Below are 26,989 nucleotides of genomic sequence, written 5' to 3'. Positions count from 1 at the left end.
AAGTGAGGACTACCTGCCCACGTGCGGATGGACCTGCTCGAAGAACAGCCGGATCTGCTCGCGCACGTCCCCCTGCACCGGCCAGAACACGAACGAGTCGAATCCGAGCCGGTCGCGGTAGTCCCGCAGCGCGGTCACCCAGTGCCGGGCCGAGCCGTTGAGCAGCCGGTCGTTACGCTCCGGCACGCGGTCGGAGATCGTGCCCATCACGTTGAAGACCCGCCTGATGCGGCCCGGGTCGCGGCCGGCCGCCTGCGCCGCCTCGTCGATGCGGCGGTGCAGCTCAGGCACCTCGGCCAGGTCCAGGTAGGCGTTCGTGGGCAGCCAGCCGTCGGCGTGGCGGCCGGTCACGGCCAGCATTCTCGGCTTGAACGAGCCCACCCAGATCGGCACGTCCGGCTCGGGCGCGGGGCCGGCGTTGGCCTGCTTGAGCCGGAAGTACGTGCCGTCGTGATCGATGGACTCAGGTCCCCACAGCCGCCGGATCAGCGGGATGGCCTCGTCGAGCGCGCTGATGGCCTGGCCGATGCCGGGCCACGCACCGCCGAAGCCGGGCGTCAGCTCGTACGGGCCGCCGACGCCGAGCCCCAGCACGAACCGGCCGCCGCTGACGAACTGCAGCGTGGAGGCGCTCTTGGCCAGCATGGCCGGTGGCCGCAACGTCAGCGGGGCGACGTTCGGCGCCACCAGCACGCGCTCCGTCCGGCCCACCAGCAGCGCCAGCAAGGTGAAGGTTTCCAGTTCCGATGGGAGGTACGGGTGGTCCGACACCGTGACCAGGTCGGCGCCGAGTTCCTCGGCCAGCCGGGCCGACTCGACGAGCCGGCCGAAGTGCCGGGGCGAGGCCGGCAACGCCACGCCGTACAGGCTTCTTCGTTCGCTCATGGTTCTCACGGTAGGCAGACGGCCCGCGCCGGGCATGGGGCCGTGGCCGCGGTCGGCTTCGGCCCTTCGGTCTAGGACCGCGGGAGTATCGACAGCTGCTGTGGCGCAAGGATGAGCTCGGGCAGGCAGGGCTGGCGCTGCCCGACAGCGACACCGCGATCGTCCTGTCGAAAGGCCGGTACGTGACCGACGAGACCGGGGCCGTGACCGGGGTCAGCCCTTCACCGAGCCCGCGAAGTTGAACGAACCGGCCAGATACTTGTTGACCGCCACGTACAGGACCACCGCCGGGGCCGTGTAGAGGATGGAGAAGGCGGCCAGCTGGCCGTACGCGACCTGGCCGTACTCGGAGAAGAACGTGAAGACGGTGACCGCGGCCGGCTGCTTCTCCGGCGTGTCCAGCAGGACGAACGGGGCGAAGAAGTTGCCCCACTGCCCGACGAAGACGAAGATCGCCACCACGGCGATGCCGGGCGCCATCAGCGGGCCGACGACGGCCGTCAGGGAGCGCACCCAGCCGGCCCCGTCCACCCAGGCCGCCTCCTCCAGGTTCACCGGCACCCCGTCCATGAAGTTCTTCATCATCCAGATCGAGAACGGCAACGAGCTCGCCGTCAGGAACAACACCATCGCCGGGACCGAGCCGTAGAGGTTGAAGCGGAAGAACATCGCGTAGACCGGCACCAGGATCGCGGTCACCGGCAGTCCGGTGGTGAACAGCAGGGTCAGCATGAAATGGCGGCGGTAGCGCAGCTGGTAGCGCGACAGCGGATACGCCGCCAGACCCGACACCAGGACGGTCAGGATCGACGTCGAGCCCGAGATGACGATCGAGTTGATCAGCGGAAGGATGATCGTCTCCCAGGTCAGGACGGCTTCGAAGTTGTCCAGGGAGAAGGTGAGCGTGGGGGCCGCGGAGAGGGTGGCGTCCGGCTGGACGGAGGCGATCAGCACCCACAGGAACGGGCCCAGGAAGGCCAGGGTGATGATCAGCAGGGCCAGCCCCGCCGCGACCCTCGCGGCCAGCCGCGTCATGCGTCCTCCACCTTGATCAAACGCAGGTAGATCAGCGAGAACAACGCCCCGATCACCAGCATGACGAGGGCGATCGCGGAGCCGTAGCCGATCTCGAAGTAGCGGAACGCCTGCTCGTACATGTACAGCGGCGTCGTCTGGCTGGCCGTCCCCGGGCCGCCGCCGGTGAGGGCGTAGATGAGGCCGAAGCTGGCCAGGGTCTGCAGGGTGATCAGCATGAGGTTCGCCATGATGGAGCGGCGGATCAGGGGCAGGGTGATGTGCAGGAGGCGGCGGCCGGGCCCGGCGCCGTCCACCGCCGCGGCCTCCACCAGGTCGGCGGGCACCTCCGAGAGCGCCGCCGAGTACACCAGCATCGAGAACGCCGTGCCGCGCCAGATGTTGGCCAGGATGACCGCGACCATCGGCGCCGTGTAGAGCCATTCCTGCTGGATGCCGAGCACCGTGTTGAGCGTGCCCTCCTCGGCCAGGAACGAGAACCAGCACGCCGCCGCCACGACCTCCGGCACCACCCAGGCGGCGATCACGACGCCGTTGACCACGCTGCGGGTCACCCGGCCGCGGCCGCGCTGAAGGAGGGCGATGATCAGGCCCAGGGTGTTCTGGCCGATGACGGCCGAGCCGATGACGAAGACGAACGTCAGGAAGAACGAGTTGAGGAACGTCGGGTCGCCGAAGAGCTTGACGAAGTTGGCCACGCCCACGAATTGCGAGTTCACCGAGGCCGAGCCGGTGAGCGTCTCGTTGGTGAAGGCGATGTAGACGCTCCACAGGATGGGCCCGGCCAGGAACACGGCGAGGATGAGCAGGGCGGGGCCGAGGGGGAGGAGCCAGCGCAGGACCCCGCGCCGTGCCGGGCCGCGCTGGGGCGGGCTCGTCACGGGCGGGGACTGCGGCGCGGTGGCGACCGTCATCGGGCCAGGACCTTGTCGGGGCCTCCCACGGCGGCAGGCAGCCCCTTGACGTACGCGGCGGCCGCCTCCTCAGGGGTCTGCGCTCCGGTGGTGACCGCCTCCATGGCCTTCTGGATCTCGGTGGACACCTTCGGGTACTCCTCGAAGGCGGGCCGGTAGTGGGTGACCGAGGCCAGGTCGGTCCAGAACTTGATGCTGGGGTTGCCCTCGCTGTACTTCGGGTCGGCGGCCACGTCCTTGCGGGCGGTCAGGTCGCCGGTGCCGACCGAGTACACCGTCGAGTTCTCCTTGCTGGTGGCCACGGTGATGAAGTCGAACGCCTCCTGCTTGTTCTTCGCGTAGGCGCTCATCGCGATCACCCAGCCGCCCGACATGCTCACCGCGCCCGGCGGCTCGCCGTTCTGCGTCGGCATGGGCGTCCAGCCCATCTTCTCCGTCCACTCCGGCCACGGCTTCGTGCCGGTCGCCTTCCAGGCCGAGGAGGCCCAGGCGCCGTCCAGGGAGATGCCGAGCTTTGCGGTGGGGAACCACTCCAACGTGATCTTGTCCCCGAGCTTGGCGTTGTGCGCGTCGGCCTGCTTGGGGCCGAGCTCCTCGCGGTAGATGGTGTTGACGAAGGTCAGGGCGTCGGTGAAGTTCTTGCCGCCGGCCACCCACTTCTTCTGCGTCTCGTCGTAGAGGGTGCCGCCGGGGGTGCCGTACAGGAGCATCTCGAAGCCCTGCATGGTCGACGCCTCGCCGTGGATCTTCGTGGAGTACATGGCGAAGGGGACGACGCCGGGGACCTTCTGCTTGATCGTACGGGCCGCGGTCAGCACGTCGTTCCAGGTCTTCGGCTCCCACGGGACCGGCAGGCCGGCCTTGGTGAAGACGTCCTTCTGGTACCAGAGGCCGCGCGTGTCCGTGCTGATCGGAACGCCGTAGACCTTGCCGTCACCGCCCATGGCCGCCTGCTTGACCGAGTCGGGGAACTGGCTGCTCCAGTCGGGCCATTTGGCCAGGTAGTCGTCGAGCGGGGCCAGCTTGCCCGCCGCGACGTCCGCGTTGACCTGGAACGTGTCGTGGTAGTAGACGTCGGGCGCCGAGTCGGGGGAGCGGTTGAGCAGGGCCAGTTTGGTGTAGTACGCCTCGTTGGTGCCCTGGACGGCGGTCAGCTTGACCGTGACGCCGGGGTGGGTGGCTTCGTACTGCTTCTTCGCGCCGGTGAGCATCTTTTCCAGATGCGGCCACGTCGGCTCGACTCTGTAGAGGACTTCGAGTTCCTTGCTGCCGGAGGTGTCCTGCGCGGGGTCGGCGCCGCAGCCGGCGACGACTGCGAGCAGCAGGAGGGAACCGGCCAGCGGACGTTTCATCACGGCCTCCCCTTGTTGCCTTGGGTTGACGTGAAGGTAAATCTTTTTGATTTACTTAGTCAAGAGTTTGTGCTGACATGTTGACATGCAGCTGGGCACGAACCTGCCCAAGATCGGCAGCTACAACCGCGCCGTGGTGCTCGAGGCGATCCAGGCGTCCGACGGCATCAGCCGGGTGCAGATCGCCGCCCGCACCCGGCTCACCGCGCAGACCGTCTCCGTGATCGTGCGCAGGTTGCTGGAGGAGGGCCTGGTCGTCGAGGACGGCTCGGCGCCGTCCAGCGGTGGCAAGCCGAGGACGATCCTGCGCGTCGATCCGGGCGCCGGGTACGCGGTCGGCGTGCACTTCGATCCGAAGGAGATCTCGTGCGTGCTCGCCGACCTGGCGGGGCGGCCGGTGGCCCGCTCGCACCTGGCCGTGCGGCCGGGGCTCAAGCCGGAGGCGGTCATCCGGCAGATGGCCAGGGCGGCGCGGCGGATCCTGCGCGAGGCGGGGGTGCCGGACGGGAAGGTGCTGGGCGTGGGGCTGGCCTGCCCCGGCCCGCTGGACGCGGACGGCGTGATGGTGTCGCCGCCGCGGCTGCCGGGATGGGAGCAGGCGCCGATCAAGCAACTGCTGTGCGAGCACACGCGGTTCCCGGTGACCGTGGACAACGACGCGACCGCGGCGGCGATCGGGGAGCGGTGGGCCGGGATCGCGCGGACCACGCCCAGCTTCGCCTACCTGTATCTGGGGACCGGCATCGGCGGCGGGATCTTCCTGGACAACCAGGTGTATCGGGGGCGGTCGATGAACGCCGCCGAGTTCGGGCACATCACGGTCGAGCCGGACGGGCCCGCGTGCTATTGCGGCAATCGGGGCTGCGTGGAGGCGGTGTGCTGCCCGAGCGCCATCGAGGCGGCCATGGGCGGAAATATCTCCCATGACGTCATCTGCGCGGCGGCCGCCCGAGGGAACCCCGCGGCGCGGCAGGTGATCGAGCACGTGGCGCGCCGGCTCGCCGACGCCGCCGTGAGCGTGGTGAACATGCTGGACATCGACCTGCTCGTGCTCGGCGGGCCCGCGCTCAGGGAGGTGGGCGAGATCTACCGCGAGGTGATCGCGCGGGCCGTGGCGAGCCGGGCATTGGCCCGGCGGCTGCACGCGGTGCGCGTGGAGACCTCGCCGATCGCGGCCGACGCCGCCGCGATCGGCGCGGCCTCCCTGGTCTTCCACGCGACGTACGCGCCGCGGCTCGGGACTACCCTGCTGAGCGGCTGAAACGCAGGGTGACCAGCTCGAACGGGCGCAGCGTCAGGGACACCGCGTTCCCGTCACGGCGCGGCTCTCCCGGCAGCGGGCGTTCGAGCAGGTCGGTGGCCACCACGTCGGCGAACGGGAAGGCCGCCGTCAGCGTGGCGCGGGCGCGGCCGCCCCGGGACTCGTGGAACCGGACGACCACGTCGCCGCTCTCGTCGTCGGCCAGCTTGACCGCCGTCACCACGACCGCGTCGTCGTCCACCGTGACCAGCGGCTCCACCTCCGCGCCGCCCGGCACCAGGCGTTCGGGCAGGTTGACGAACCATCCCTCGCGGACCGCGTCGCCGATCGCCGCGCCGGGCACCAGCGCGTGCCGGAACGTGTGCACGCCCTGGTCGGTCTCCGGGTCGGGGAAACGCGGAGCCCGCAGCAGGGACACGCGGACGGTCGTCGCCGTGCCGTGCTCTTCGACCGTACGGGTGACGTCGTGGCCGTAGGTGGAGTCGTTGACCAGCGCGACTCCCCAGCCGGGCTCCTCCACGTGCACGAAGCGGTGGTTGCACGCCTCGAACTTGGCGGCCTCCCAGCTCGTGTTGGTGTGGGTAGGGCGGAACGTGTGGCCGTACTGGCTCTCGGAGGCGTAACGGTCGGCGTGCACGTCCAGCGGGAACGCCAGCTTCAGGAACTTCTCCGTCTCGTGCCAGTCGACCTCCGTGACGATGTCGAGCCGCCCGCCGGCCAGCGTGAGCAGCTGCGTCACGCGGGATCTGCCGAAGGAGCGCCGGACGCGGACCGTCTCGCCGTCCAGGCTCACCTCGTCGCAGTCCACCAGGTCGGTGACCGTGTTGCGGTAGAACTCGTCCACGTCCCACGCGTCCCACTTGTTGGGGAAGTCGGGGTGCAGCTGCAGCAGGTTGGCCGCCCGGCCGGGCGCGACCGTCTCCCGGCCGGCGGAGCGGTCGTAGGCCGACACGACCAGGCCCCGGCCGTCGATCTCCACCCTGAGCAGGTCGTTCTCCAGGACGTAGCCGCCCCCGTCGCGGACCCGGGCACGGGAGGCGTACGTGGGACTCGGGCGCCCGGCGCCGCCGGCCGGGACCCCGTGGCGGGCGTGCGGGGCGGCGTTGAACAGCAGCGTGCCGTCGCCCGGGCTCCCGGCCAGAATGCGCTGCGCGGAGTCGATGAGGGCGTTCAGCTCCCGGGCCACCTCCTCGTACGTCCTCCTCGCCTCCCGGTGCACCCACGCGATCGACGAGCCGGGCAGGATGTCGTGGAACTGGTGCAGCAGCACCGTCTTCCAGATCCGGTCGAGCTGCGCGTACGGGTACGGCGCCCCCGCCCGCACGGCCGCCGTCGTCGCCCACAGTTCGGCCTCCCGCAGCAGCATCTCGCTGCGCCGGTTGCCCTGCTTGGTCTTGGCCTGACTGGTGAGCGTGGCGCGGTGCAGCTCCAGGTAGAGCTCGCCGACCCAGACCGGCGGATGGGCGTACTCGGCCTCCGCCTTGGCGAAGAAATCGGCAGGCGTCTCCCACGTGACCGTGGGCGAGCCCTCCAGATCGCGCACCCGGGCGGCCTTGGCGACCATCTCGCGGGTCGTGCCGCCGCCTCCGTCACCCCAGCCGGTCGGCGCGAGCGAGTGCCGCGCCACGCCCTTGTCCTTGAAGTTGCGGGCCGCGTGCGCGAGCTCGCGGCCCTGCATCGAGCAGTTGTAGGTGTCCACCGGCGGGAAGTGCGTGAAGATCCGCGTCCCGTCGATGCCCTCCCACAGGAACGTGTGGTGCGGGAACGTGTTCGTCTGGCTCCACGAGATCTTCTGTGTGAGCAGCCGCTTCGACCCCGCCGCCTTGATGATCTGCGGCAGCCCGGCGGCGAAGCCGAACGTGTCCGGCAGCCACACCTCCTCGTTGTCGACGCCGAACTCGTCGATGAAGAAACGTTTGCCGTGCACGAACTGCCTGGCCATCGCCTCCGAGCCGGGCATGTTCGTGTCGGACTCCACCCACATGCCGCCGGACGGGACGAACCTGCCGGTGGCCACCGCCTTGGTCACCTTCGCCCACACCTCGGGCCGGTGCTCCTTGATCCACGCCCACTGCTGCGCCTGCGACATCGCGAACACGAAGTCGGGGTCGTCCTCCAGCAGGGCGGTCATGTTCGCGGCCGTGCGGGCCACCTTGCGCACGGTCTCGCGCAGCGGCCACAACCAGGCCGAGTCGATGTGCGCGTGCCCGACCGCGCTGATCCGGTGCGCCGACGGCACGGCCGGCGCCGACAGCACCTTGGCCAGCCGGTCGCGGGCGGCCTGCGCCGTGCCGTTGACGTCCTGCAGGTCGACCGCGTCGAGTGCGCGCTCCACGGCCCGCAGCAGCTCCCAGCGGCGGGCGGACTCGACCGGCAGCTCCGCCATCAGCTCGCCGGCGACCTCCAGGTCCAGCACGAGCTGCCACACCGTCTCGTCGAAGACGGCCAGGTCCATGCGGGCCAGCGTGTACAGGGGGTCGCTGCCGGCGGTCTCCTTGTCGCCCAGGTGGGTCGGCTGGAAGCGGGGGTGGCAGAGGATGACCGGATTGGAGGCGGCCTCGATGTGCAGGCGCACCTGCTCGCCGCCTTCGACCGGGGATCCGACGCGTACCCAGTGGTTGCGGGGATTGAGGCCCTTCACCGGGGAGCCGTCGGGGCGGTAGACGAGGCCCTCGCACTGGAAGCCCGGCATGGTCTCGTCGAAGCCCAGGTCGAGCAGGGCCTCCACGGTACGGCCCGCCCACTCGTGCGGCACCGTGCCGGCGACCGTGAACCAGCTCGTGCCCCAGGGCGCGCCCCACGCCGTGCCGGCCGCGATCGGCTCCGGCGTGGCCGCCAGCCCCTCCGCGACCGGCACCGGCTCGCCGGGCGCGTGCCAGACCGACACCTCCAGCGGCACGGACTCGGGGTACACGGCCGGACGGATGCGTTCGTCCAGCACGCGCTTCAGTCGGGCCTCGACCAGGGTGCGGTCGTCATGCATCAGGGGACCCCCAAGAAAGGTGACAAAGCAGCCTTTAGCACGGTAAACAACCCCGTCGGCTCGGGCAACGCCCTGCCTGGTCAGCGCCCTGGTTGCTTCGGCCCTGTCCGGGTTTGCTGGCGAGTTTACGACAAGTCGGGATCTAGCCACACCAGCCTCATGGACAACGGCTGATCAGGATGACTAGGAATTCGGTAGTCGTGCTTACCGAATCTCTGGAGGTCCTCCATGCCGCGTGGGTTGCAGCGAGCGGGGCGATGGCGGCGGAAGGCCGCGGTGGCGTGGGTCCTCGTCATGTGCGCTGGGTCGCTCTCGGCTCCAGGCGCGCACGCGTCGGCGGCTCCGCCTGTCACCTTCACGGCCACGGGCGATGAGATCACGCTGATCACCGGTGATCGGGTGCGGGTGCGCGCCGTGGACGGTGAGCGCAGCACGGTGACGGTCACCCCGGCGCCGCGCGCCGACGGCTCGGTGCCGTCGTTCCAGGTGCTGGAGGCGGACGGCGCGGTGAGCGTCATCCCCGACGACGTCGCCGCCCTGGTGCCGGAGCGGCTCGACAGCGCGTTGTTCAACGTGACAGAGCTGGCCGGGCAGGACTACGGCGCCGACATCCCGCTGATCCTGGACTACGCGGGGAACGCGACCAAGGCCGCGATCCCGGCCGTGAAGCACGTCCGGACGCTGGAGAGCATCGGCGGAGCCGCCGTGACGGTGGCCGCGGCGGACGCCTCCAAGCTGGGCGCCCAGCTCACCTCGCCGCGGGCGCGGGCCGCGGGACCGCTGGGCGGCGTGTCGAAGATCTGGCTGGACCGCAAGGTCGAGCCGGTGCTGGAGCAGAGCGTTCCGCAGATCGGCGCCCCCGTGGCGTGGGCCGCCGGGTACGACGGCGCGGGCACCACCGTGGCCGTGCTGGACACCGGCGTGGACGCCGAACACCCCGACCTCGCGGGCCGGGTCGCCGACCGGCGCGACTTCGCCGGCGGAGCCGTCACGGGCGACCCCCACGGCCACGGCACCCACGTCGCCGCCACGGTCGCCGGCGCGAAGGGCGTCGCGCCCGGCGCCCGGCTGGTCAGCGGCCGCGTGCTGGACGCCACCGGCCACGGCCTGTCGTCCTGGATCATCGACGGCATGGAGTGGGCGGCCGGCGAGCAGCGTGCCCAGGTCGTCAACATGAGCCTCGGCGCCCGCGAGCCGGGCGGCCCGCTCACCGACGCGCTCGCGCAGCTGACGAAGCAGCACGGCACCCTGTTCGTCGTGGCGGCCGGCAACGACGGTTGCGACCGGTGTGTGGGCACCCCGGGCGACGCCCCCGAGGCGCTGACGGTCGGCGCGGTGGACCGGGATGACCGGCTGGCCGGCTTCTCCAGCCGCGGCCCGGTCGCCGCCGACCAGGCCGTCAAGCCGGACGTCACCGCGCCCGGCGTGGAGATCACCGCGGCCAGGCCCGGTGGCGGCCACGTCGCGATGTCGGGCACCTCGATGGCGGCCCCGCACGCCGCGGGCGCGGCCGCGCTGCTGCGCCAGGCCCGCCCAGGGATCACGGGCGGCGAGCTGAAATCCCTGCTCATGGCCTCTGCCACGCCCGGCAACGACATTCCGGTGGACGCGCAGGGCTCGGGCCGCATCGACGTGGCCGCCGCGCTCAAGGGCTCGGTCGTGGCCTCGCTCGGCTCGGCCCACTTCGGCCGCCTCACGACGGGCGAGCGGAAGAGCATCACGGTGACTTACCGCAACCTCGGCCAGGAGCCTGCCGAGCTGGCCCTGACCAGCGGCCCGGCGTTCACGGTCGAGCCCTCGAAGCTCACCGTGCCGCCGTCGGCGACGGCCGAGGCCACGGTCACCTTCGCGGCCGGCGAGCCGGGCCCCCTGCGCCAGGAGCTGACGGCCGCCGTCGCGGGCGGGCAGCCTGTGCGCACCCTGCTGACGGGCGTCGTCGAGGACCGGCGCGTCGAGCTGCGGGTACGCGGCATCGCCAGGGACGGCCGCACCGCACGCGGCGGCTTCACCGTGCTCAACCTCGACGAGGGCACCCTGGTCGGCCGCGTGCTGCCCGGCAACCCGGCGCTACCGTGCACCGACCAGAAGTACGGCACCGGCACCTGCCTGCTGGTCAAGCCCGGCACCTACTCCGTGCTCGGCCACGTCTTCACCATGCCGGCCGGCCAGGACAGCACCGCACCCGGCAAGCCGCTCAACGAGAGCCTCCTCGGCGACCCGGAAATGGAGATCACCGAGGACACCGAGATCGTGCTGGACGCCCGCAAGGCCGTCGAGGTCGAGATCGACACCCCCGACCACAAGACCAAGCGGAACACCGGCGCGGCCGCCGCGCTCATGTGGTACCGCGCCGGCGAGCAAGGCGCCGTGCTGCGCGGCGGCACCACCATCTCGCCCGGCGCGCACATCGAGGAGCGGTTGTTCGTCCAGCCCACCAGGAAGGTCACCAAGGGCGTCTTCGCCGTCGCCACCCGCTGGCGGCTGAAAGCCCCAGAGATCGCCCTCACCGCCCCCGGGCTCGAACTGGACCCGCAATACGTGGACCCGGTCCAGTTCAGCGACTTCTCCACCGAATATCCGCGCCTGGACGGCACCCGGCTGCTCATGGCGGTGGACGCCGGGCGGGGCGGCGCCGAGCAGATCCAGACCCGCGACCTGCGCGGCAAGCTGGCCGTCATCCGCCGCACGGACGGCGTGCCGGTCTCCGCCCAGGCCAACGCGGCCGCGGCCGCCGGGGCCGCGATGGTGGCGGTCTACAGCGACCGGACCGGCGCCGACGTCACCACCGGCGGCAACAAGGTCAAGCTCGCCGTCCCGACCGTCCGGCTCACCCACGAGGAGGGCCTGGCGCTGGTCGACCGGCTGCGCCGCATGCCGGTGCCGGTCCTGGCCAAGGGCGTCGTGGCCAGCCCGTACGTGTACGACCTCGTCCTGCGCGAGAAGGGCCGGGTGCGCGACTCGCTCGCGTACGTGATCCGCGCCCGCTCGCTGGCCAGGATCGAGACCGGCTACCACAGCCAGCTCGCCGACGACGTGACCGTGAACGAGGCCAGGTTCGCCTTCGAGCCGTGGGACACCCTGTCGATCTCCACCAACCACCCCATGGCCCAGGTGCCGCGTACCCGGGTGGACTACGTCACCCCGGACCCCGAGGTGCGGTGGAGCTCGTCGGCGATCAGCCCGGAGCGGCCCTACAACAACATGTGGCCGCACCCGGACACGCCGCGCATCGCGGTGTCCTCACCCGACTTCCGCCCTTTCCAGGCGGGGGAGCGGGTGAGCCGCACGGTGTTCAAGCAGCCGCTGCTGCCCGGTGTCAACCCGCGCAACCCGCTGCGCCGGGAAGGCGACCGGTTGCGGATCTCGATGCAGGGCTTCGTGGACGCGGGCGGCAACTACGGTGAGGCGTACACCAGCTCGTACGAACGGGGCCTGAAGACCGACTTCCGGCTCTACCGGGACGACACGCTGCTGGTGCAGACGAACCACCTGCCCTCGGGCACGGCGGCGCTGCCGGCCGGGCGATCCGCGTACCGGATCGAGTTCGAGGTGGCCAACGAGGCCGAGTGGGCCAGGATGTCCACCCGGACCAAGAGCGTCTGGACGTTCGCCTCGGAACGGGCCGCGCAGACCACGGTGATCCCGCTGCTGCTGGCCACGTTCGACGCGCCGGTGGACCTGACGAACCGGGCCGCCTCCCGCCGGCTCGGCGTGCGGCTCCACCACCAGGAGGGCGCGGAGCCCAGCGCGATCAAGAGCGTCGCGCTGGAGGCGTCGTACGACGAGGGCGCCACCTGGAAGCCGGCCCGCCTGCGCGACAAGGGCGACCGGAGCTACGAGACGACGCTCGACCGGTCACCCTCAGGGTTCGTCTCGCTGCGGCTCACCGCCACCGACGTCGCGGGCAACACGCTGACGCAGGAGGTGATCCGCGCCTACGCCGTACGCTGAGGCGCGCTCGGGCGCCGCCGCCCGGGTGAGCCCTACCGGAAGCCGCGCTCCGAGCGGTCGGCGCGGAAGGCGTCCAGACGGGCGCCCGCCAGCTCGGGCAGCAGCATCACATCGCCGGATCGGCCGCTGACGAGCCGTTCGATCGTGTCGAAGTCGGCGTGGCCGTCGGGCGACCAGTGCGGGGGCTGTACCAGGAGGATCTTCACATGTCCGCCTCTGGCCGGCCCGGGATCGCGGCCAGCAGCTCCCGGGTGTAGTCGTCGGCCGGACGGTCGAAGATCTGGTCGGTCGTGCCGCTCTCCACGATCCGCCCGCCGCGCATCACGTGCACCGCATCGGAGATCATCCGCACCACGGCCAGGTCGTGGCTGATGAACAGGTAGCTCAGCCCGAGCTCCCGCTGCAGCTCGGCGAGCAGCTCCAGGATCTGCGCCTGGACGATCACATCGAGGGCCGAGACGGCCTCGTCGAGCACCACCAGCTCCGGCGACAGCGCCAGCGCCCGCGCGATGGCCACGCGCTGGCGCTGGCCGCCGGAGAGCTCGTGCGGCAGCCGATCGCTCAGCGAGGCCGGCAACGACACCTTCTCCAGCAGGTCGGCGGCGCTCTTGCGGCGTTCGGCCGCCGTGCCGACGCCGTGCACGCGCAGCGGCTCGGTGATCGACTTCTCCACGGTGTAGCGGGGGTCGAGCGAGGCGTACGGGTTCTGGAACACCGGCTGCACCCGCCGGCGGAACGCGAACAGCTCGCGCCGTCCGAGCCCGGCCAGGTCCGTGCCGTCGAAGCGGATGCTGCCCGCGGTGGCGTCGTCCAGGCCGAGCAGCAGGTTCGCGGTCGTCGACTTGCCGGAGCCCGACTCGCCCACGATCGACACGGTACGGCCCCGCGGGATGGTGAAGGAGACGGCGTCCACCGCGGTCAGCTCCTCACCCGTGCCCCTGATCGGGAACACCTTGCGCAGGCCGTCGACCACCACCAGGTCCTCCGCGGGCGTCTCGGGCCGGGCCACCCGCACCGACGACAGGCTCGGCACGGCCCGCAGCAGCCGCCTGGTGTAGTCGTGCTCCGGCTCGGCCAGGATCCGCGCCGCCGGCCCCGTCTCGACGATCTCGCCCTGGTACATGACGGCCACGACGTCGGCCCGCTCGGCCGCCAGCGCCAGATCATGCGTGATGAGGAACACGGCCGTGCCCATCTCGGCGGTGAGCTGCGCGAGCTGGTCGAGGATGCGCCGCTGCACGGTCACGTCCAGCGCCGAGGTCGGCTCGTCGGCGATGAGCAGCCGCGGCCGGCAGGCCAGCCCCATGGCGATGAGCGCCCGCTGCCGCATGCCGCCGGAGAACTCGTGCGGGTACTGCCCGATCCGCCGGGCCGGGTCGGGGATGCCGACCATGTCCAGGAGTTCCAGCACGCGGGCCCGCGCCGCCTTCCCGGCGGCGACGCCGTGCACCTCGAGGGCCTCGGCGATCTGGTCGCCGATGCGCATGAGCGGGTTGAGGTTGGACATGGGGTCCTGCGGGACCAGGCCGATGCCGGCGCCGCGGATCGCGGTCATCTCCCGCTCACTGGCCCTCGCCAGGTCGCGCCCCTCGAACACGACCCGGCCGGCGGTGATGCGGCCGTTGTCCGGCAGCAACCGGTTGACCGCTGCGGCCGTGGTGGACTTGCCGGACCCGGACTCGCCGACCACCGCGACGGTCTGGCCCGGCATGACCTCCATGGAGACGTTCTTGACGACGGTGACGTCCTGCTTGCGGGTGCGGAAGGCGACCGACAGGTCGCGGATCTCCAGGAGCGGGGTCATGCGGTCCTCGATCGTTGCGTGGTGGCCTGCAGCAGGCCGTGCCAGAGGTCCTCGGTCGGCGTCGGTACGCCCGCGACGAGCAGGCGGTTGCTCGCCACGACGAGGGCGACGTCCCGGCCGGGCACGAAGCCGATGGCGCAGCCGACGTAGCCGGGGTGGCCGAGCACGGTGACCGTCTCGTCCCCCAGGTCGAGGGCGTGGCGGCGGAAGCCGAGCGCCTGCTCGGGGTCCGGGCCCGGGGCGAAGAACTCCCGGGCGACCTCGGGCCGCCACAGCCGGTCGTGCTCCTCGTACCGGGACAGCGCGGTGCAGTATTTGAGCAGGTCGGGCACGGTCGAGAAGAGCCCGGCGTGCCCGGCGACCCCGTCGAGGGAGTGGTAGGCGTTGCCGTCGGCCACCTGGCCGAGCACGGGCTCGCGCCGCCACCGTGTGAAGTCGGAGCTGCGGTAGGGGACCGGGTACGGCCTTCCCGTGTCGAGCATGGTCATCTCGACCCGGTCGTCCAGGGCGCTCATGGCGACCTCGGTGCCCGTGGGGCGGGCGTACGTGGTTTGGGTGAGCCCCAGCGGCCTCGTGACCAGCTCGGCCACCGCCCGGTCCAGGCGCAGCCCGGTCGCGGCCGTGACGATCCGGCCGAGCAGGATGAAGCCGAGGTCGGAGTAGTGCCGCGCGCGGCCGGGCCGGTAACGCGGTGGTGGCAGCTGCGCCTGGATGTAGAGCGGCCACCACTCCCACAACCCGCCCCGGTGCAGGAGCAGGTCCCGCACCGTGATCGCCTCGTAGGACCGCGGCAGGTACGCGCTCAGCGGCGCGTCCAGGTCCACCAGCCGCTCCGACACCAGGCGCATGAGCGCCGTCGTGGTCGCCACGATCTTCGTGACCGAGGCCAGGTCGTGGTAGGTGTCCAAGGTCATGGGCGCCTCGCCCCAGCGCTCGCCGCCCTCCCAGCGCACGGTCCGGTGGCCGGAGCACTCGGTCAGGTCGAACCAGGGTGTGCGCGCGGCCATGATCAGGCCCGCGGGCGGGTCGACGGGCGGCCGGCTCACGCGGGCCTCCCGCGGCGTGGTGCGGTGCGGTGCGGGCTCATCGGGTCAGCACCAGGGAGCGCGGTGGCTCCGTCATGGGGGCGGGCAGGACGAGCGGGCCCGCGCCGGGCGTGAGCGTGCCGAGGATGCGGGCGGCGCTCGCGCCCGTCCCTCCGGGCACCGTGCCGGGCAGGCCGTGCGCGGTCAGCCAGCCGATCAGGGCGAACGCGATGGCCTCCTTGTCGTCGGCGGGCGCGCCGTACGCGTCGGACGGCGCCACCTCCACGCCGGGCAGGGCCGCGCGCAGCCCGCGCATGATGACGGGGTTGCGGCATCCGCCGCCCGAGACGACCAGGGCGCTGACGCCGGCGGCACGCACGTCGTCGGCGACGGTGCGCACGGTCAGCTCCGTCAGCGTCGCCACCAGATCCGCGTCGCCAACCGTGCCGCGCAGACCGGCCCTGGCCAGGGCCGTCTCCACGTACTCCAGGTGGAACAGCTCCTTGCCGGTGCTCTTCGGGGCGGGCAGCCGGTAGTAGGGCTCGTCGAGCAGGACCTCCAGCAGCCGGCTGTCGACGCGCCCCGACGCCGCGATCGCGCCGTCCTCGTCGAACCCCCGCTCGTTCAGCCTCCGGCTCGTCACCACCGCGTCGATCAGCGCGTTCGCCGGACCGATGTCGTAGGCGGACAACGCGCCCTCGCGCACGACGGTCATGTTGGCGATGCCGCCCAGGTTGAGCGCCGCGGCGCCGCCCGCGTGCCCGCCCAGCAGCAGCCCGTCCAGCACCGACACCAGCGGCGCCCCGTGCCCGCCCGCCGTGATGTCGCGGACGCGCACGTCCGACAGCACGGGAACACCGGTCCGCTCGGCGATCCACGCGGGCTGCCCGATCTGCAGCGTGCCCCGCGCGTGCGCCCCCTCCACCCAGTGGAACACCGTCTGACCGTGCGACACGATCAGATCGACGGGACCGCCCCGGGCGATCGCCTCGGCGGCGGCCGCGGCGAACCTCTGCCCGATGAGCGTGTCCAGCACGCACACCTCCGCCAGCGTCGTCGGCGCCGGAGGCAGCGCCGCGATCAGCCGCGCCCGCAGCTCCTCCGGGTACGGCGTGCTCGCCGTGTGCCCCACCCGGCCCTCCAGCACCTCGCCGGTACGCGAGAAGTCGACGACGGCCACGTCGATCCCGTCGTGCGACGTGCCGGAGATCATCCCCAGAACCCTCATGAGCGCCTTCCTCGGTTACGCGGGTCGAGAGTGTCGCGCAGGCCGTCGCCCAGCAGATTCAGCCCTACCACGAGCAGCACCACGACCACGCCCGGCGCGACCAGCGTCCACGGGGCCACGAACACCAGGCTGCGCGCCTCGAAGATCATCGACCCGAGCGACGGGGCGGGCGGCGGCGTGCCGAGCCCCAGGAAGCTCAGCGACGCCTCCGTCAGCACCGCCCACGACAGCGACAACGCCACCTGGACCACGATGATCGAGGTGATGTTCGGCAGCACGTGCCGCAGCATGATCTGCCAGCGGCTCTGACCGGTCGCGACCGCCGCCTTCACGTACTCGATCTCTCTGAGCGACAACACGGGGCCGCGGGTGACGCGGATGAAGATGGGCACGTACACGATGGCGATCGCCACGGCGATCGTGAACCAGTTGCGGTCCAGCACCGCCGCCAGCGACAGCGCGAGCAGCAGCGGCGGGAACGCGAACAACACGTTCGTCACCCCGCCGATCGCCCCGTCGGCCCAGCCGCGGTAGAAGCCCGACACGAGCCCGCCGAGCGTGCCGATCACGGTCGCGAACGCCACCGCCACGACCGCGATGAGCGCCGAGTTGCCCACCCCGGCCGCCACCCGCGAGAACACGTCCCTGCCGAACTGGTCGGTGCCGAACAGATGCCCGCCCGACGGCGGCTGGAACCGCGCCGGCGGGTTCTGCGCGATCGGGTCGTACGGCAGCAGCCCGAAGTACGCCAGCGCCGCCACCCCGGCCAGTATCACGAGGACGACCGAGCCCGCCAGCGCGGCGGGACTCCTGCGCAAGGCCGTCACGACGCCCTCACCCGCGGGTCGATGATCCGGTAGAGCACGTCGGTCAGCAGATTGACCAGCACGAACGCCAGCGCGATCACCAGCACCGTGCTCTGCACCACCGCGTACTCCTTCTGCTGGATGCCCAGCAGCACCTGCCGCCCGATGCCCGGCACGGAGAAGATCTGCTCGACCACGACCGCGCCGCCGAGCAGGTAGCCGAACTGCAGCCCGGTCATCGTCACGATCGGCACCAGCGCGTTCCCGAGCACGTGCCTGACCTGCAGCCGCCGCTCCGGCACGCCCTTGGCGCGGGCGGTGCGCACGAAGTCGTGCGAGCGCACCTCCAGCACCGCCGCCCGCGTGGTGCGCAGGATCGGCGCCGCGATCCCGAAGCCGAGCACGAGCGCGGGCAGCACCATCTGCTGCAGGTTGAGCAGCGGATCCTCCAGCAGCGTCGCGAAGCCCTGTCCGTTGGGGTTGAACCGGAACGACGCCGCGAAGATCGACAGCAGCGTGGTGGCCAGCAGGAACGCCGGGATCGACAGGCCCGCCAGGCTCACCGCCTGCCCGACGGCGTCGCGCGGGGCGCCGGCCTTCGACGCCGACACCATGCCGAGCGGCACCCCGATCAGCAGCGCCAGCACGATTGACAGCACCGCCAGCTCGAACGTCACCGGCAGCGACTGCAACGTCAGGTCGAGCACGCTCTGCTGGTTACGTGCCGAGTAGCCGAAGTTCCCCGTGAGCATGTTGCCCAGCCACGAGAAGAACTGCGTGACCAGCGGCTGGTCGAGCCCGTAGTAACGCTCGAGCGCCGCCCGCTGGGCGGGGGTGAGCGCCGCGGCCTCGGTGCCGAGCCCTGCCGTGATCTGGTCGCCGGGGATCGCCCGGAGCATGACGAACACGAACACGGCCACCCCGAAGAGAGTGCCGAGCGTGCCCGCCACCCGCCGGACGACGCGGTTGCGCAGGAGAGCACGCATCAGGATGCGGACGTGGTGCGCAGGTACTGCAGCGAGCCGTTGGCCATCGGCGTGAAGCCCTGCACGCCCGCGGTCGTGGCGGTGTAGGTGTAACCGGAGAACAGCCAGATCCAGGCCGCGTTCTCCTCCAGGTGGGCGGCGACCCGGTCGTAGATCGCCTTGCGGGCGGCCTGGTCGGTGGTGGCCTTGCCCTCGGCGAAGAGCTTGTCGAGCTCGGGGGAGCTGTAGCCGGCGACCTTGTTGAGGTTGCCCTTGCTGGTGAAGTAGCGGCCGTAGGAGCCGTCGGGGTCGGGGCGGCCGCCGTTCAGCGCGACGGCGGCGTCGAAGTCGGCGGCCACCCACCGGTCCACGAACGCGCCCGACTCCAGCACCTCCAGCTCAAGGTTGATCTTGGCCTCGGCGAGCTGGGCCTTGAGGTTCTGGGCCTCGTTGACGGAGGTCGCGTACTCGCCCTGGGAGACGATGGTCTTGACGGTCACCCCGCCGGACTTGCCGGCCTTGCTCAGGTATTCGGCGGCCTTGGTGAGGTCGCGGTTGGGGCAGGGGCGCTTGTTCGGGTCCGACTTGAACGCGGTGGCCGTGATCGGACCCGTCACCTCGCCCTCGCCGAGCGCGGCCGTGCTGAGCACCTGCTGCCGGTCGATCGCGCACTGGATGGCCAGGCGCACGTTGACGTCCTTCAGGTCGCCGTTGCGCGCGTTGAGCTGCAGCACGTGGTAGTTGAGCTGCGGCGTCTTGGTGACCGTGATCGTGCCGCCGCCCTCGGCGGTCTGCGCCACCAGTGGGTCGTTGAAGACCGCCAGCTGCACGTTGCCCGACTGCATGGCCGAGACGATGGACGACTCGTCGGGGATGACCCGGAACTCGACCGTGGGAACCTTCGGCTTCTCGCCACCCCAGTACTTGTCGTTCCTGGCCAGGGTGATCGACTGGCTGGGCACGCGCTTGCTCAACGTGAACGGCCCGGTGCCGTTGGGGGCGGTGTTGAGCTTCTCCTCGGTGTCGTCGGAGGAGAGCATCGCCATGTTGACCGTGGCCAGGTTGGCGGGCAGCGCGGCGTCGGGGCCCGTCAGGTTCAGCACCACCGTGGCCGGGTCGGGCGCCTCGACCGACGTCACCGATGACAGCGACGCCCTGGCCACCGCCGCCGTGGCCTCATCCATGATCTTGTCGAGGGACGACTTGACGTCCTTGGAGTCGAACGTGCTGCCGTCGGCGAAGGTGACGCCCTGGCGGAGCTTGAGCGTGAGCGTCTTGCCGTCCTCGGCGGTCTCCCACGACTCCGCCAGCCCGGGCACCACGTTGAGGTCCTTGTCGAACTCCGTGAGCGTTCCGTACAGGTTCTGCAGCACGTTGACGGCCTGGAACTGGGTGGCCTTCCACGGGAAGAGCGTGTCCGGGTCTGACGTGACCCCGACCACGAGCCCCTTGGCGGCGGCCGTGCCGGTGCCGGTGGCGGGCCCGGAGGAGGACGAGCAGCTGGTGAGGGCGATGGACAGCGCCGCCGTGAGGGCGACTGCGGAGAACGCGCCACGGGGCATGTGGCCTCCTCGGGGCAGTAGGTCATAAAATTACGCAGACCTTACCACCAGGGTATTTTCTTTTCTTTCGTTGGGTGGATGACCATGGCCGAGGACGACGGCAGCTTGTTGATCCGTATCCGCGCGGCCATGCCCGCCCTGCGGCCGTCCGAACGGCGCATCGCGGAGGCGTTCGTCGCGGCGCCGGCCGCGGCGGCGAACCTGTCCATCGCCGACCTGGCCGCCCGCTGCGGCACCTCCACCACCTCGGTGGTGCGCTTCTACCGGCGCATGGGGTACGCCCGGTACAAGGATTTCAGGATCGACCTGACGAGGGCGGTGGCCAGGGAGGAACTCGCCACGTCGAGCCTGCCGGAGGCATCCGGCGACATCGACCGCCACGACAGTCTGGAGGGCATCGTCTCCAAGGTGGCGATGAACGAGACGCTGTCCATCGCCGACACCGCCCGCTCGCTGGACATGGCGGCCTTGGCCGAGGCGGTGGCGCTGCTGGGGGCGGCCCGCAGGATCGACACCTTCGGCGTGGGCGCGAGCGCGCTCGTCGGGCTCGACCTGCAGCAGAAGTTGTCCAGGATCGGGCGTACCGCGATCAACTGGCACGACGCGCATGCGGCCTGGACGTCGGCGGCCACGCTGGACGGGACGTGCGTGGCGGTGGCGGTCTCGCACTCCGGCGCCACGGTGGACACCGTCGAGTTCCTCTCGATCGCCCGAGGGTCCGGGGCCGCGACCGTCGCGATCACGAACTTCCGCGACTCGCCGCTGGCCGGGGCGGCCGACGTGACGCTCACGACGGCCGCGCGGGAGACCAAGTTCCGCTCCGGTGCGCTGGGCAGTCGCATCGCGCAGCTCATGGTGGTGGACTGCCTGTTCACGGGGGTCGCGCAGGCCTCCTACGACGAGTCGATGGAGGCGCTGCGCGCCACGTACGCGGTCGTGCACGGCCGCGTGGTCAAACGGGCCTAGGCGCCGTGCTGCACCGTCTCGCAGTCGACGTTGACCGTGTCGCCAAACCGGTCGGCGAGGGCCAGATCGCCGGTGCCCTCGCCGCAGCTCACGGAGTTCTCCTGCGCCTGGTCCTGGACGTTGACGACGTCGTCGCCGCCACCGGCCGAGACGGTGTCACGCCCGTTCCCCGCGGTGATCTTGTTGCGCCCGCCGTCGCCGGACAACCGGTCGCCGAAGGAGCTGCCGATGAGGTTCTCGACCTGGATGTTGTCCTTGTCGGCCGGTCGGACGCCGTCGCTGTCACGGCCGTCGTTGGCGGCGGAGTCCAGGCTCACGTGCACGCCCGTGTTGCCCGTCGGCCCGGTGGCCGGGACCCCGGCGTAGGTCGCGGTGTCCTCGCCGTCACCACCGACGTACATGATCTCGGTGTTCGAGGCGCCGGGGCCCACGCTGCGGCTGGGGCGGAAGGTGTCGTTCTGGCCGTCGCCCTCGACGGTGCCCTTCAACGGCACGAGGGTGGTGAAGGCGTCGGCGCCGGCGCCCAGCCGGGCGGCGATCCTGCTGATGCCGACCGAGCAGCGCACCGTCTTGGAGTCGTTCGGGGCCGAGGCACAACCGGGTCCTGGGGTGATGGTCACCGAGTCGTTCACCCGTAACACGTTGGTGCCGGACTCGAGGGTGATCAGCACATTGTTGGCGTCGGCCGAGCCTGTGTAGACGAGCTGCAGGAAGCCGCCGGTGACGACGCGGACCGAGGCGCTCGAGGTCCCGGCGGCCGCGTGGCTCGTGCCGGGGAGCGCGGCGAGCGCCCCGACCATGAGGCCACTGAGTAGAGAAAAGTGCATCGCTTGCTTGAGCGTGCGCATGGCTCCTCCTATGGAGTCGATGGTGTTGGACGGGCACCATCATGCGGCCGGAACATTGTTCTGCTCTGCGTCTTTCTGCACGCTTGATCTGTGTTCCCTGCAACAGGTTCACAGGCCGGATTCACCTGGGGTTCACTGGCTGTCTCTACCTTTTAGCCCCATGAGCTGGAAGTACCGGGCCAACGCGACGCTTGAGGGCCTGACGGGATACACCTTGACGCGACGGCTGCACAAGGAGCCGCCGAAGCCGCCACCGAAGCCCCCGCTGGAGCTGCAGCGGCTCCCCGGCGACACGGTGCGGCCACCCGTCGACCCGGCGCACGACCGGCTGCTGCGCGAGCCGGTCTTCCTGTTGTCGTCCGTGCGGTCGGGCTCCACGCTGCTGCGGGTCATGCTCAACAGCCATTCGCAGGTGCACTCCCCGATCGAGACGCACTTCAGGCGGATCACCGTGGGCCTCGGCACCGACCCGGTACGGCAGGCCATGGAGGCTCTCGGCCACACCCACAGCGACATCGAGCACATCGTCTGGGACCGCATGCTCCACCGGGAGCTGACCCGCAGCGGCAAGCCGATCCTGGTGGAGAAGACGCCGAGCAACGTGTTCGTCTGGAAGCGCCTGGCCACGTGCTGGCCGGACGCGCGGTTCGTCTTCCTGCTGCGCCACCCGGCGTCCATCGTGCAGTCCTGGCACGAGGCCGACCCGGAGAAGCGGCCCATGGAGGAGGCCGTGCCGCGCACGCTGAGCTACATGACGTACCTGGAGGAGGCCCGCACCCATCTGGACGGGCTGACCATGCGCTACGAGGACCTGGTCGCCGGCCCGGAGGCCGCGCTGCGGCGGCTCTGCCTGTTCCTCGGCGTCGAGTGGGAGCCCGGCATGCTCTCCTACGGCAACAAGGACCACGGCGGGTTCGTCAAGGGCATCGGCGACTGGCGGGACAAGATCCGCACCGGCACCGTCGTCGCCGGCCGGCCGCTGCCTACGCCGGATGAGGTGCCCGAGGCGCTGCACGACATCTGCCGGAAGTGGGAGTACCTGCCCTGACCAGAACCCGTCTGCACAGTAACGGTTGCAGGTCTGTGACAGAGTTTCGTCCGCTATTTGCCCGCCGTTCGCCGCGCGCTCCGATATGGTGCCCGTCGTGATCAACGGGCCCTCGCGCCGCGCTTTAATCGCCGGAACCTTCGCCAGTCTCGCCGTGCCTTCCGCCGCTTCGGCCACCGCCGAACCCGGCGGCCTGCCGTCGCGTCCCAACGTCGTCGTCATCCTGGCCGACGACCTGGGGTGGGGCGAGATCGGCGTGCAGGGCCAGCGCCTGATCAGCACGCCGAACCTGGACCGGATGGCGGCCGAGGGCGTGCGGTTCGAGGCCGCGTACTCGGGGGCGCCGCTCTGCGCCCCCTCGCGCTGCGCCCTGCTCACCGGGCTGCACGCCGGGCACGGCACGGTACGCGAGAACCCCGAGGGCGGGGCACAGCACTCGCTCACCGACGCCGACGTGACCTTCGCCGAGCTGCTGCAGCTGTCCGGTTACCGGACGGCCTGCATCGGCAAGTGGGGCTTCGGGCCAGAGCTGCCGGGCCAGGTCTCGCACCCGAACATGCGCGGCTTCGACGAGTTCTTCGGCTACATCGGCCACCGCCACGCCCACCAGTACTTCCCCAAGTACCTGTGGCGCAACGGGGCCAAGGTGCAGCTCGACGGCAAGTCGTACGCGCCGCACCTGTTCCGCGAGCGGGCCGTCGACTTCATCCGGCAGAGCGGCGACGACCCGTTCCTTCTCTACTTCGCCACCAACCTGCCGCACTCGCCGAGCGTGCTCCCCGGCGACGCGGGCCCGTACGAGGACAGGACGTGGAGCGGTCCCAACCGCCGCCACGCCGCGCAGGTGGCCAGGCTCGACACCGACGTCGCCGCGCTGCTGCGCGCGTTACGCGACGCGGGCGTGGCCGAGCGCACGCTCGTGTTGTTCACCAGCGACAACGGCCCGCACCGGGAGAAGGGCGTGACCCCCGCGCTGTTCAACTCCAACGGACCGTTCCGCGGCGACAAACGCGAGGTGTACGAGGGCGGCATCCGCGTGCCGCTGATCGCCTGGTCGCCGCGGCTGCGGCCGCGCGTGGTCAAGCAGCCGGTGGCGTCCTGGGACGTGCTGCCGACGCTGGCGGACCTGGCCGAGGTGCCGGTGCCGGCGAACCTCGACGGGCTGTCCTTCCGCGGCCTGCTCACCGGCGCGGGCGCGCCCAAGCACAAGCATCTGGTGTGGAACCGGCCGCGCAAGGCCCAAGCCATCCGCCGCGGCCGGTGGAAGGCCGTCCGGCTCGCCCCGAACATCGACGGCGCCGGGCCCGAGGGCCGGATCGAGCTGTACGACCTGGCCGCCGACCCGGGGGAGCGGCTCGACCTGGCCGCGGCCCGGCCCGACCTGACCGACGAACTGATGGTCGCGCTGGACGAGTCGATCGGGCCCGACCCGCGCATCCCGTACGGACTGAAGACGGAGACCACCGGCAGCGAGATCGTCGTGACCCTGCACAACGGATCCACCGTGCCGTGGAACGAGATCAAGCTGGGGCTCGACGGGCCACGCAAGAGTCGCGCCCACACGGTGGCGCGGCTGGACCCGGGGATGGCGATCGCGGTCGGCTTCCAGCTGCCCGCCGGGAGCAGGGGCCGCGTCGTCGCCCTCGCCGACTTCGAGGCCGCCGGCCGGTCACAGCACTTCCGCAAGGTGCACCGCAGAAACCCGTTCCCGGCCGACCCCGTCGCCCCCTGACCGGTGGGTGGTCAGGGAAGGCAGCCGACGTGCGCGAGTGCCTGCTTCAGCAGCACCCCCTGCCCGCCGGCCATCTCTTGCTGCACCATCGGGGACGCCGCCTCCTCGGGCGTGAACCACACGAGGTCCAGCGCGTCCTGCCGGGGCCGGCAGTCGCCCGCGACGGGGACGATGTAGGCCAGGGACACGGCGTGCTGGCGCGGATCGTGGTACGGCGTGACGCCCGGCGTCGGGAAGTATTCGGCGACGGTGAAGGGCTGCGGGGACGCCGGGATGTGCGGGAGCGCCACCGGGCCGAGGTCCTTCTCCAGGTGGCGCAGCAGCGCGTCGCGGATCCTCTCGTAGTACAGCACCCGTCCCGAGACGAGCGCCCGGCTGACCGTTCCGTCCGACGCGATGCGCAGCAGCAGGCCGACGCGGGTGACCACGCCGGTGTCGTCGACGCGCACCGGCACCGCGTCGACGTAGAGAATCGGCAGCTGGCCGCGGACGGACTCGAGCTCTTCCGGGGACAGCCAGCTAGGCGTCGTTTCGGTCTTTTCGGTCATTGGCTGATCGTACGTCCCCCCGCCCTACTGGCGTACCGGGACCGGCTCCGGAAGGGCACGACCGGCCAGCCACGACGCCGCGCAGATGACCATCACGAAGCCCACGAAGGGCAGGTACTCGACGATCTTACGCTTCATTGGAGATCACGCTCCGCTCTCGCTCTCGCCAGCCGCCTGCGTTGCGGCTGGATCGTGTACTTCGGGTCGTTCGCCGACCCCATTCCTGCGTGGAAGATCCCGAACCGGGTGCACGCCGACCCCGCCAGCAGAGCCGCGCCCGCCGCGGCGGCCGCGATCCTGCTGCGCCGGCCGAAGGCGAGCCCGGCCAGCGCGCCGCCCAGCGACAGCGCCTCGCCCGCGCGCAGCAGCCTGCTGTGCTTGAGAGGCTCGGCCAGCGGCCCGAGCCGCCGCTCCATCCTGAGGGCGGCGGCGCACTCCGCCGCCGCGCCCAGCAGCGCCACCCGCCGGGCCGGGCCCGCTTCGGCCGTGGGCGCGGCCAGCATGCCGAGCCCGCCCGCCGCCGCGGCGGCCGATCCGGCGAACAGGAACGGCATCTCCTGGTAACTCTCGTGCCAGGCGGGTACGGCGGTGTTGCAGATCAGCGCGGCGGTGTAGGTGGCCACCGCGGACCCGGTCAGCGCGGCTCCGATCGTGGCCGTCCGGCCGAGCCTGGGGAGGCGCCCCGTCAGGGCGGTGGCCGCCGCGCAGCCGGCCGGCGGGCCGTACGCGGTCAGCAGCCAGGTGCCGACGCTCATCGGCGAGGTCACCTTGAACACCCGCAGCATGTTGAGGAAGCGCCCGGGCCGGCCGAGGTCGTGGATCAGCGAGTACAAGGACCCGCCGAGTGCGCACAGCGCTCCGGTCTTGGCAGCCCTGGCCAGGTGCGGGCGGCCGGTCAGGTCGGCGGCGGCCGCCAGTGCGGAGGAGGCGCCGGCCAGGCCGCCGAGGAACAGGTAGCCGGCGATGTCGGGCGCCTGCCACGTCGGCTCGTTCAGCACCGGTCGGCCGTAGTAGGAGGTCGGTTCGGGCCGCGCCGTCTCGGGGCGCAGCGGCCTCGGGCCCGCGGACCCGGGCGTGGCCTCGCGCTCCGTCCGCACCTCGGCCGATCCGTCCATCCGCACGTCGGTCTGACTCATGCTCTCCTCCGCCCTGGATCGGCCGTGGCGTCCTTCGCCGCCGTGGGCCCGCTCATGCTTTCCTCCGCCGCCGGGTCGCCGGACCCGCCCATCGCCGCAGCGCCACCGTCGTGCCCGGGCGCCGGAGCCAGGCCGCCGCGGCCACCCCGGCCAGCAGGGCGAGGGCGGCGGTGGCGGTGTGGCGCCACATCGACGGCAGGTCCCTCGTGGTCACCACCGGGTCGGGCGGCAGGCCGTAGACCTCGGGCTCGTCGAGCAGCAGGAAGAACGCGCCCATGCCGCCCACGCCGTCACCGGTGTCGTGCCCGTACAGCTGGGCCGACGTGACCCCGGCCGCGCGCACCTGCTCCAGCCGCCGCTCCGCCCGCTCCCGCAACTCCTCCAGGTCGCCGAACTGGATCGAGTCCGTGGGGCAGGTCTTGGCGCAGGCCGGCTCCTCCCCGGCCCCGAGCCGGTCGTAGCACATGGTGCACTTGGCGGCCGTGCCGCCATGCTCGCGCTCCCGTTTGCCGATCACCCCGAACGGGCAGGCGGGCACGCAGTAGCCGCACCCGTTGCACACGTCCTCCTGCACCACCACCGTCCCGTACTCGGTGCGGAACAACGACCCCGTCGGGCACACATCCAGGCAGGCGGCGTGCGTGCAGTGCTTGCACACGTCGGAGGCCATCAGCCAGCGGAAGTCCTGGCCGTCCAGCCCGGGCTCCTGGTGGCCGAGCGGCCGCCGCTGCTCGATGAACGCCACGTGCCGCCAGGTGTCCGCGCCCAAGCTCACGGTGTTGTCGTAGGACATGCCGGTGAAGGTCAGGCCGTCGTCGGGGACGGCGTTCCACTCCTTGCACGCCACCTCGCACGCCTTGCACCCGATGCAGACGCTGGTGTCGGTGAAGAACCCCACTCGCCCGGCGCCGATCGCCTCGTCCAGGTCGAAGGCCATGGC

21 protein-coding genes are annotated in these 26,989 nt (G+C 71.4%); 5 read left to right on the top strand and 16 right to left on the bottom strand.

From position 1 onward, the window contains the following. Positions 1–9: 9 nt before the first annotated feature. The 4 genes from EDD27_RS24385 to EDD27_RS24370 all read right to left on the bottom strand — a co-directional run bounded on the left by EDD27_RS24385 (position 10) and on the right by EDD27_RS24370 (position 4,186). Positions 10–885, bottom strand: coding sequence for an LLM class flavin-dependent oxidoreductase (locus tag EDD27_RS24385; protein WP_164903773.1), 876 nt, complete (start codon positions 883–885; stop codon positions 10–12). A gap of 213 nt (positions 886–1,098) precedes the next feature. Next, entirely contained in the window at positions 1,099–1,920 is an 822-nt protein-coding gene (locus EDD27_RS24380) for a carbohydrate ABC transporter permease (protein ID WP_127934438.1), read from the bottom strand. Then, a complete protein-coding gene (locus tag EDD27_RS24375) occupies positions 1,917–2,834 on the bottom strand; it encodes a carbohydrate ABC transporter permease (protein ID WP_127934437.1) in 918 nt (305 codons plus the stop codon). Before EDD27_RS24375 ends, EDD27_RS24380 begins: the two co-directional genes overlap by 4 nt. Then, positions 2,831–4,186: an extracellular solute-binding protein gene (locus EDD27_RS24370; RefSeq protein WP_127934436.1), complete on the bottom strand. Its 1,356-nt coding sequence runs from the start codon at positions 4,184–4,186 to the stop codon at positions 2,831–2,833. Before EDD27_RS24370 ends, EDD27_RS24375 begins: the two co-directional genes overlap by 4 nt. Before the next feature lie 85 nt (positions 4,187–4,271). On the opposite strand from EDD27_RS24370, the gene EDD27_RS24365 reads away from it, so the two are divergent. Next, on the top strand, positions 4,272–5,447 hold the full coding sequence (locus EDD27_RS24365) for an ROK family transcriptional regulator (RefSeq protein WP_127934435.1): 1,176 nt from the start codon (positions 4,272–4,274) through the stop codon (positions 5,445–5,447). On the opposite strand, the gene EDD27_RS24360 is transcribed toward EDD27_RS24365, so the two are convergent. After that, on the bottom strand, positions 5,428–8,430 hold the full coding sequence (locus EDD27_RS24360) for an alpha-mannosidase (RefSeq protein ID WP_127934434.1): 3,003 nt from the start codon (positions 8,428–8,430) through the stop codon (positions 5,428–5,430). The genes EDD27_RS24365 and EDD27_RS24360 overlap by 20 nt on opposite strands. A gap of 228 nt (positions 8,431–8,658) precedes the next feature. Here EDD27_RS24360 and EDD27_RS24355 point away from each other — a divergent pair, with 228 nt between their 5' ends. Then, a complete protein-coding gene (locus tag EDD27_RS24355; protein ID WP_241564226.1) occupies positions 8,659–12,381 on the top strand; it encodes a S8 family peptidase in 3,723 nt (1,240 codons plus the stop codon). Between the two features lie 32 nt (positions 12,382–12,413). Here the strand turns inward: EDD27_RS24355 and EDD27_RS54540 are convergent, their stop codons facing one another. The 7 genes from EDD27_RS54540 to EDD27_RS24325 are packed head-to-tail and all read right to left on the bottom strand — an operon-like array spanning position 12,414 to position 19,771. Next, positions 12,414–12,587 (bottom strand): hypothetical protein, encoded by a 174-nt coding sequence (locus EDD27_RS54540; protein ID WP_164903772.1) that lies wholly within the window; start codon positions 12,585–12,587, stop codon positions 12,414–12,416. After that, positions 12,584–14,185, bottom strand: coding sequence for an ABC transporter ATP-binding protein (locus tag EDD27_RS24350; protein ID WP_127934433.1), 1,602 nt, complete (start codon positions 14,183–14,185; stop codon positions 12,584–12,586). Before EDD27_RS24350 ends, EDD27_RS54540 begins: the two co-directional genes overlap by 4 nt. Next, positions 14,182–15,231, bottom strand: coding sequence for a serine hydrolase domain-containing protein (locus EDD27_RS24345; protein WP_127934432.1), 1,050 nt, complete (start codon positions 15,229–15,231; stop codon positions 14,182–14,184). The genes EDD27_RS24350 and EDD27_RS24345 overlap by 4 nt, the downstream gene beginning before the upstream one ends. Positions 15,232–15,268: 37 nt before the next feature. Next, positions 15,269–16,438: an anhydro-N-acetylmuramic acid kinase gene (locus EDD27_RS24340; RefSeq protein ID WP_127934431.1), complete on the bottom strand. Its 1,170-nt coding sequence runs from the start codon at positions 16,436–16,438 to the stop codon at positions 15,269–15,271. Further along, complete coding sequence (locus tag EDD27_RS24335; protein ID WP_127934430.1) at positions 16,435–17,265, bottom strand: ABC transporter permease; 831 nt, start codon at positions 17,263–17,265, stop codon at positions 16,435–16,437. The genes EDD27_RS24340 and EDD27_RS24335 overlap by 4 nt, the downstream gene beginning before the upstream one ends. Continuing rightward, positions 17,262–18,230 (bottom strand): ABC transporter permease, encoded by a 969-nt coding sequence (locus EDD27_RS24330; RefSeq protein WP_127934429.1) that lies wholly within the window; start codon positions 18,228–18,230, stop codon positions 17,262–17,264. Before EDD27_RS24330 ends, EDD27_RS24335 begins: the two co-directional genes overlap by 4 nt. Beyond that, positions 18,230–19,771 (bottom strand): ABC transporter substrate-binding protein, encoded by a 1,542-nt coding sequence (locus tag EDD27_RS24325; protein WP_127934428.1) that lies wholly within the window; start codon positions 19,769–19,771, stop codon positions 18,230–18,232. Before EDD27_RS24325 ends, EDD27_RS24330 begins: the two co-directional genes overlap by 1 nt. Before the next feature lie 78 nt (positions 19,772–19,849). On the opposite strand from EDD27_RS24325, the gene EDD27_RS24320 reads away from it, so the two are divergent. Then, positions 19,850–20,737 (top strand): MurR/RpiR family transcriptional regulator, encoded by an 888-nt coding sequence (locus EDD27_RS24320; RefSeq protein ID WP_241564225.1) that lies wholly within the window; start codon positions 19,850–19,852, stop codon positions 20,735–20,737. On the opposite strand, the gene EDD27_RS54535 is transcribed toward EDD27_RS24320, so the two are convergent. Then, the gene (locus tag EDD27_RS54535; protein WP_164903771.1) at positions 20,734–21,585 is read right to left on the bottom strand and encodes a hypothetical protein; all 852 of its coding nucleotides are present in this window, start codon (positions 21,583–21,585) and stop codon (positions 20,734–20,736) included. The two genes, EDD27_RS24320 and EDD27_RS54535, sit on opposite strands and share 4 nt — an antisense overlap. A gap of 160 nt (positions 21,586–21,745) precedes the next feature. On the opposite strand from EDD27_RS54535, the gene EDD27_RS24310 reads away from it, so the two are divergent. Both EDD27_RS24310 and EDD27_RS24305 read left to right on the top strand, forming a co-directional pair. Continuing rightward, positions 21,746–22,633 (top strand): sulfotransferase family protein, encoded by an 888-nt coding sequence (locus tag EDD27_RS24310; protein WP_127934427.1) that lies wholly within the window; start codon positions 21,746–21,748, stop codon positions 22,631–22,633. A 97-nt stretch (positions 22,634–22,730) separates the two neighbouring features. Beyond that, positions 22,731–24,365: an arylsulfatase gene (locus EDD27_RS24305; RefSeq protein WP_164903770.1), complete on the top strand. Its 1,635-nt coding sequence runs from the start codon at positions 22,731–22,733 to the stop codon at positions 24,363–24,365. 11 nt (positions 24,366–24,376) lie between these two features. On the opposite strand, the gene EDD27_RS24300 is transcribed toward EDD27_RS24305, so the two are convergent. The 3 genes from EDD27_RS24300 to EDD27_RS24290 all read right to left on the bottom strand — a co-directional run bounded on the left by EDD27_RS24300 (position 24,377) and on the right by EDD27_RS24290 (position 26,986). Beyond that, complete coding sequence (locus tag EDD27_RS24300; RefSeq protein WP_127934425.1) at positions 24,377–24,913, bottom strand: NUDIX hydrolase family protein; 537 nt, start codon at positions 24,911–24,913, stop codon at positions 24,377–24,379. Positions 24,914–25,047: 134 nt separating this feature from the next. Then, the gene (nrfD, locus tag EDD27_RS24295; RefSeq protein WP_127934424.1) at positions 25,048–26,049 is read right to left on the bottom strand and encodes an NrfD/PsrC family molybdoenzyme membrane anchor subunit; all 1,002 of its coding nucleotides are present in this window, start codon (positions 26,047–26,049) and stop codon (positions 25,048–25,050) included. Positions 26,050–26,101: 52 nt separating this feature from the next. Beyond that, complete coding sequence (locus EDD27_RS24290) at positions 26,102–26,986, bottom strand: 4Fe-4S dicluster domain-containing protein (RefSeq protein ID WP_127934423.1); 885 nt, start codon at positions 26,984–26,986, stop codon at positions 26,102–26,104. Positions 26,987–26,989: the final 3 nt, after the last annotated feature.

Origin of the sequence: Nonomuraea polychroma (genome assembly GCF_004011505.1) — a bacterium.
Lineage (GTDB): Bacteria > Actinomycetota > Actinomycetes > Streptosporangiales > Streptosporangiaceae > Nonomuraea > Nonomuraea polychroma.
The sequence above is the reverse complement of the archived record's forward strand: the minus strand, read 5'-3'. Positions and strand labels throughout refer to the sequence as shown.

Bases quoted from the DNA above. Each gene is read 5' to 3' on its own strand.
- EDD27_RS24385 (WP_164903773.1), bottom strand. From the start codon at position 885: ATGAGCGAACGAAGAAGCCTGTACGGCGTGGCGTTGCCGGCCTCGCCC.
- EDD27_RS24380 (WP_127934438.1), bottom strand. From the start codon at position 1,920: ATGACGCGGCTGGCCGCGAGGGTCGCGGCGGGGCTGGCCCTGCTGATC.
- EDD27_RS24375 (WP_127934437.1), bottom strand. From the start codon at position 2,834: ATGACGGTCGCCACCGCGCCGCAGTCCCCGCCCGTGACGAGCCCGCCC.
- EDD27_RS24370 (WP_127934436.1), bottom strand. From the start codon at position 4,186: ATGAAACGTCCGCTGGCCGGTTCCCTCCTGCTGCTCGCAGTCGTCGCC.
- EDD27_RS24365 (WP_127934435.1), top strand. From the start codon at position 4,272: ATGCAGCTGGGCACGAACCTGCCCAAGATCGGCAGCTACAACCGCGCC.
- EDD27_RS24360 (WP_127934434.1), bottom strand. From the start codon at position 8,430: ATGCATGACGACCGCACCCTGGTCGAGGCCCGACTGAAGCGCGTGCTG.
- EDD27_RS24355 (WP_241564226.1), top strand. From the start codon at position 8,659: ATGCCGCGTGGGTTGCAGCGAGCGGGGCGATGGCGGCGGAAGGCCGCG.
- EDD27_RS24350 (WP_127934433.1), bottom strand. From the start codon at position 14,185: ATGACCCCGCTCCTGGAGATCCGCGACCTGTCGGTCGCCTTCCGCACC.
- EDD27_RS24340 (WP_127934431.1), bottom strand. From the start codon at position 16,438: ATGAGGGTTCTGGGGATGATCTCCGGCACGTCGCACGACGGGATCGAC.
- EDD27_RS24330 (WP_127934429.1), bottom strand. From the start codon at position 18,230: ATGCGTGCTCTCCTGCGCAACCGCGTCGTCCGGCGGGTGGCGGGCACG.
- EDD27_RS24325 (WP_127934428.1), bottom strand. From the start codon at position 19,771: ATGCCCCGTGGCGCGTTCTCCGCAGTCGCCCTCACGGCGGCGCTGTCC.
- EDD27_RS24320 (WP_241564225.1), top strand. From the start codon at position 19,850: ATGACCATGGCCGAGGACGACGGCAGCTTGTTGATCCGTATCCGCGCG.
- EDD27_RS54535 (WP_164903771.1), bottom strand. From the start codon at position 21,585: ATGCGCACGCTCAAGCAAGCGATGCACTTTTCTCTACTCAGTGGCCTC.
- EDD27_RS24310 (WP_127934427.1), top strand. From the start codon at position 21,746: ATGAGCTGGAAGTACCGGGCCAACGCGACGCTTGAGGGCCTGACGGGA.
- EDD27_RS24300 (WP_127934425.1), bottom strand. From the start codon at position 24,913: ATGACCGAAAAGACCGAAACGACGCCTAGCTGGCTGTCCCCGGAAGAG.
- nrfD (WP_127934424.1), bottom strand. From the start codon at position 26,049: ATGAGTCAGACCGACGTGCGGATGGACGGATCGGCCGAGGTGCGGACG.
- EDD27_RS24290 (WP_127934423.1), bottom strand. From the start codon at position 26,986: ATGGCCTTCGACCTGGACGAGGCGATCGGCGCCGGGCGAGTGGGGTTC.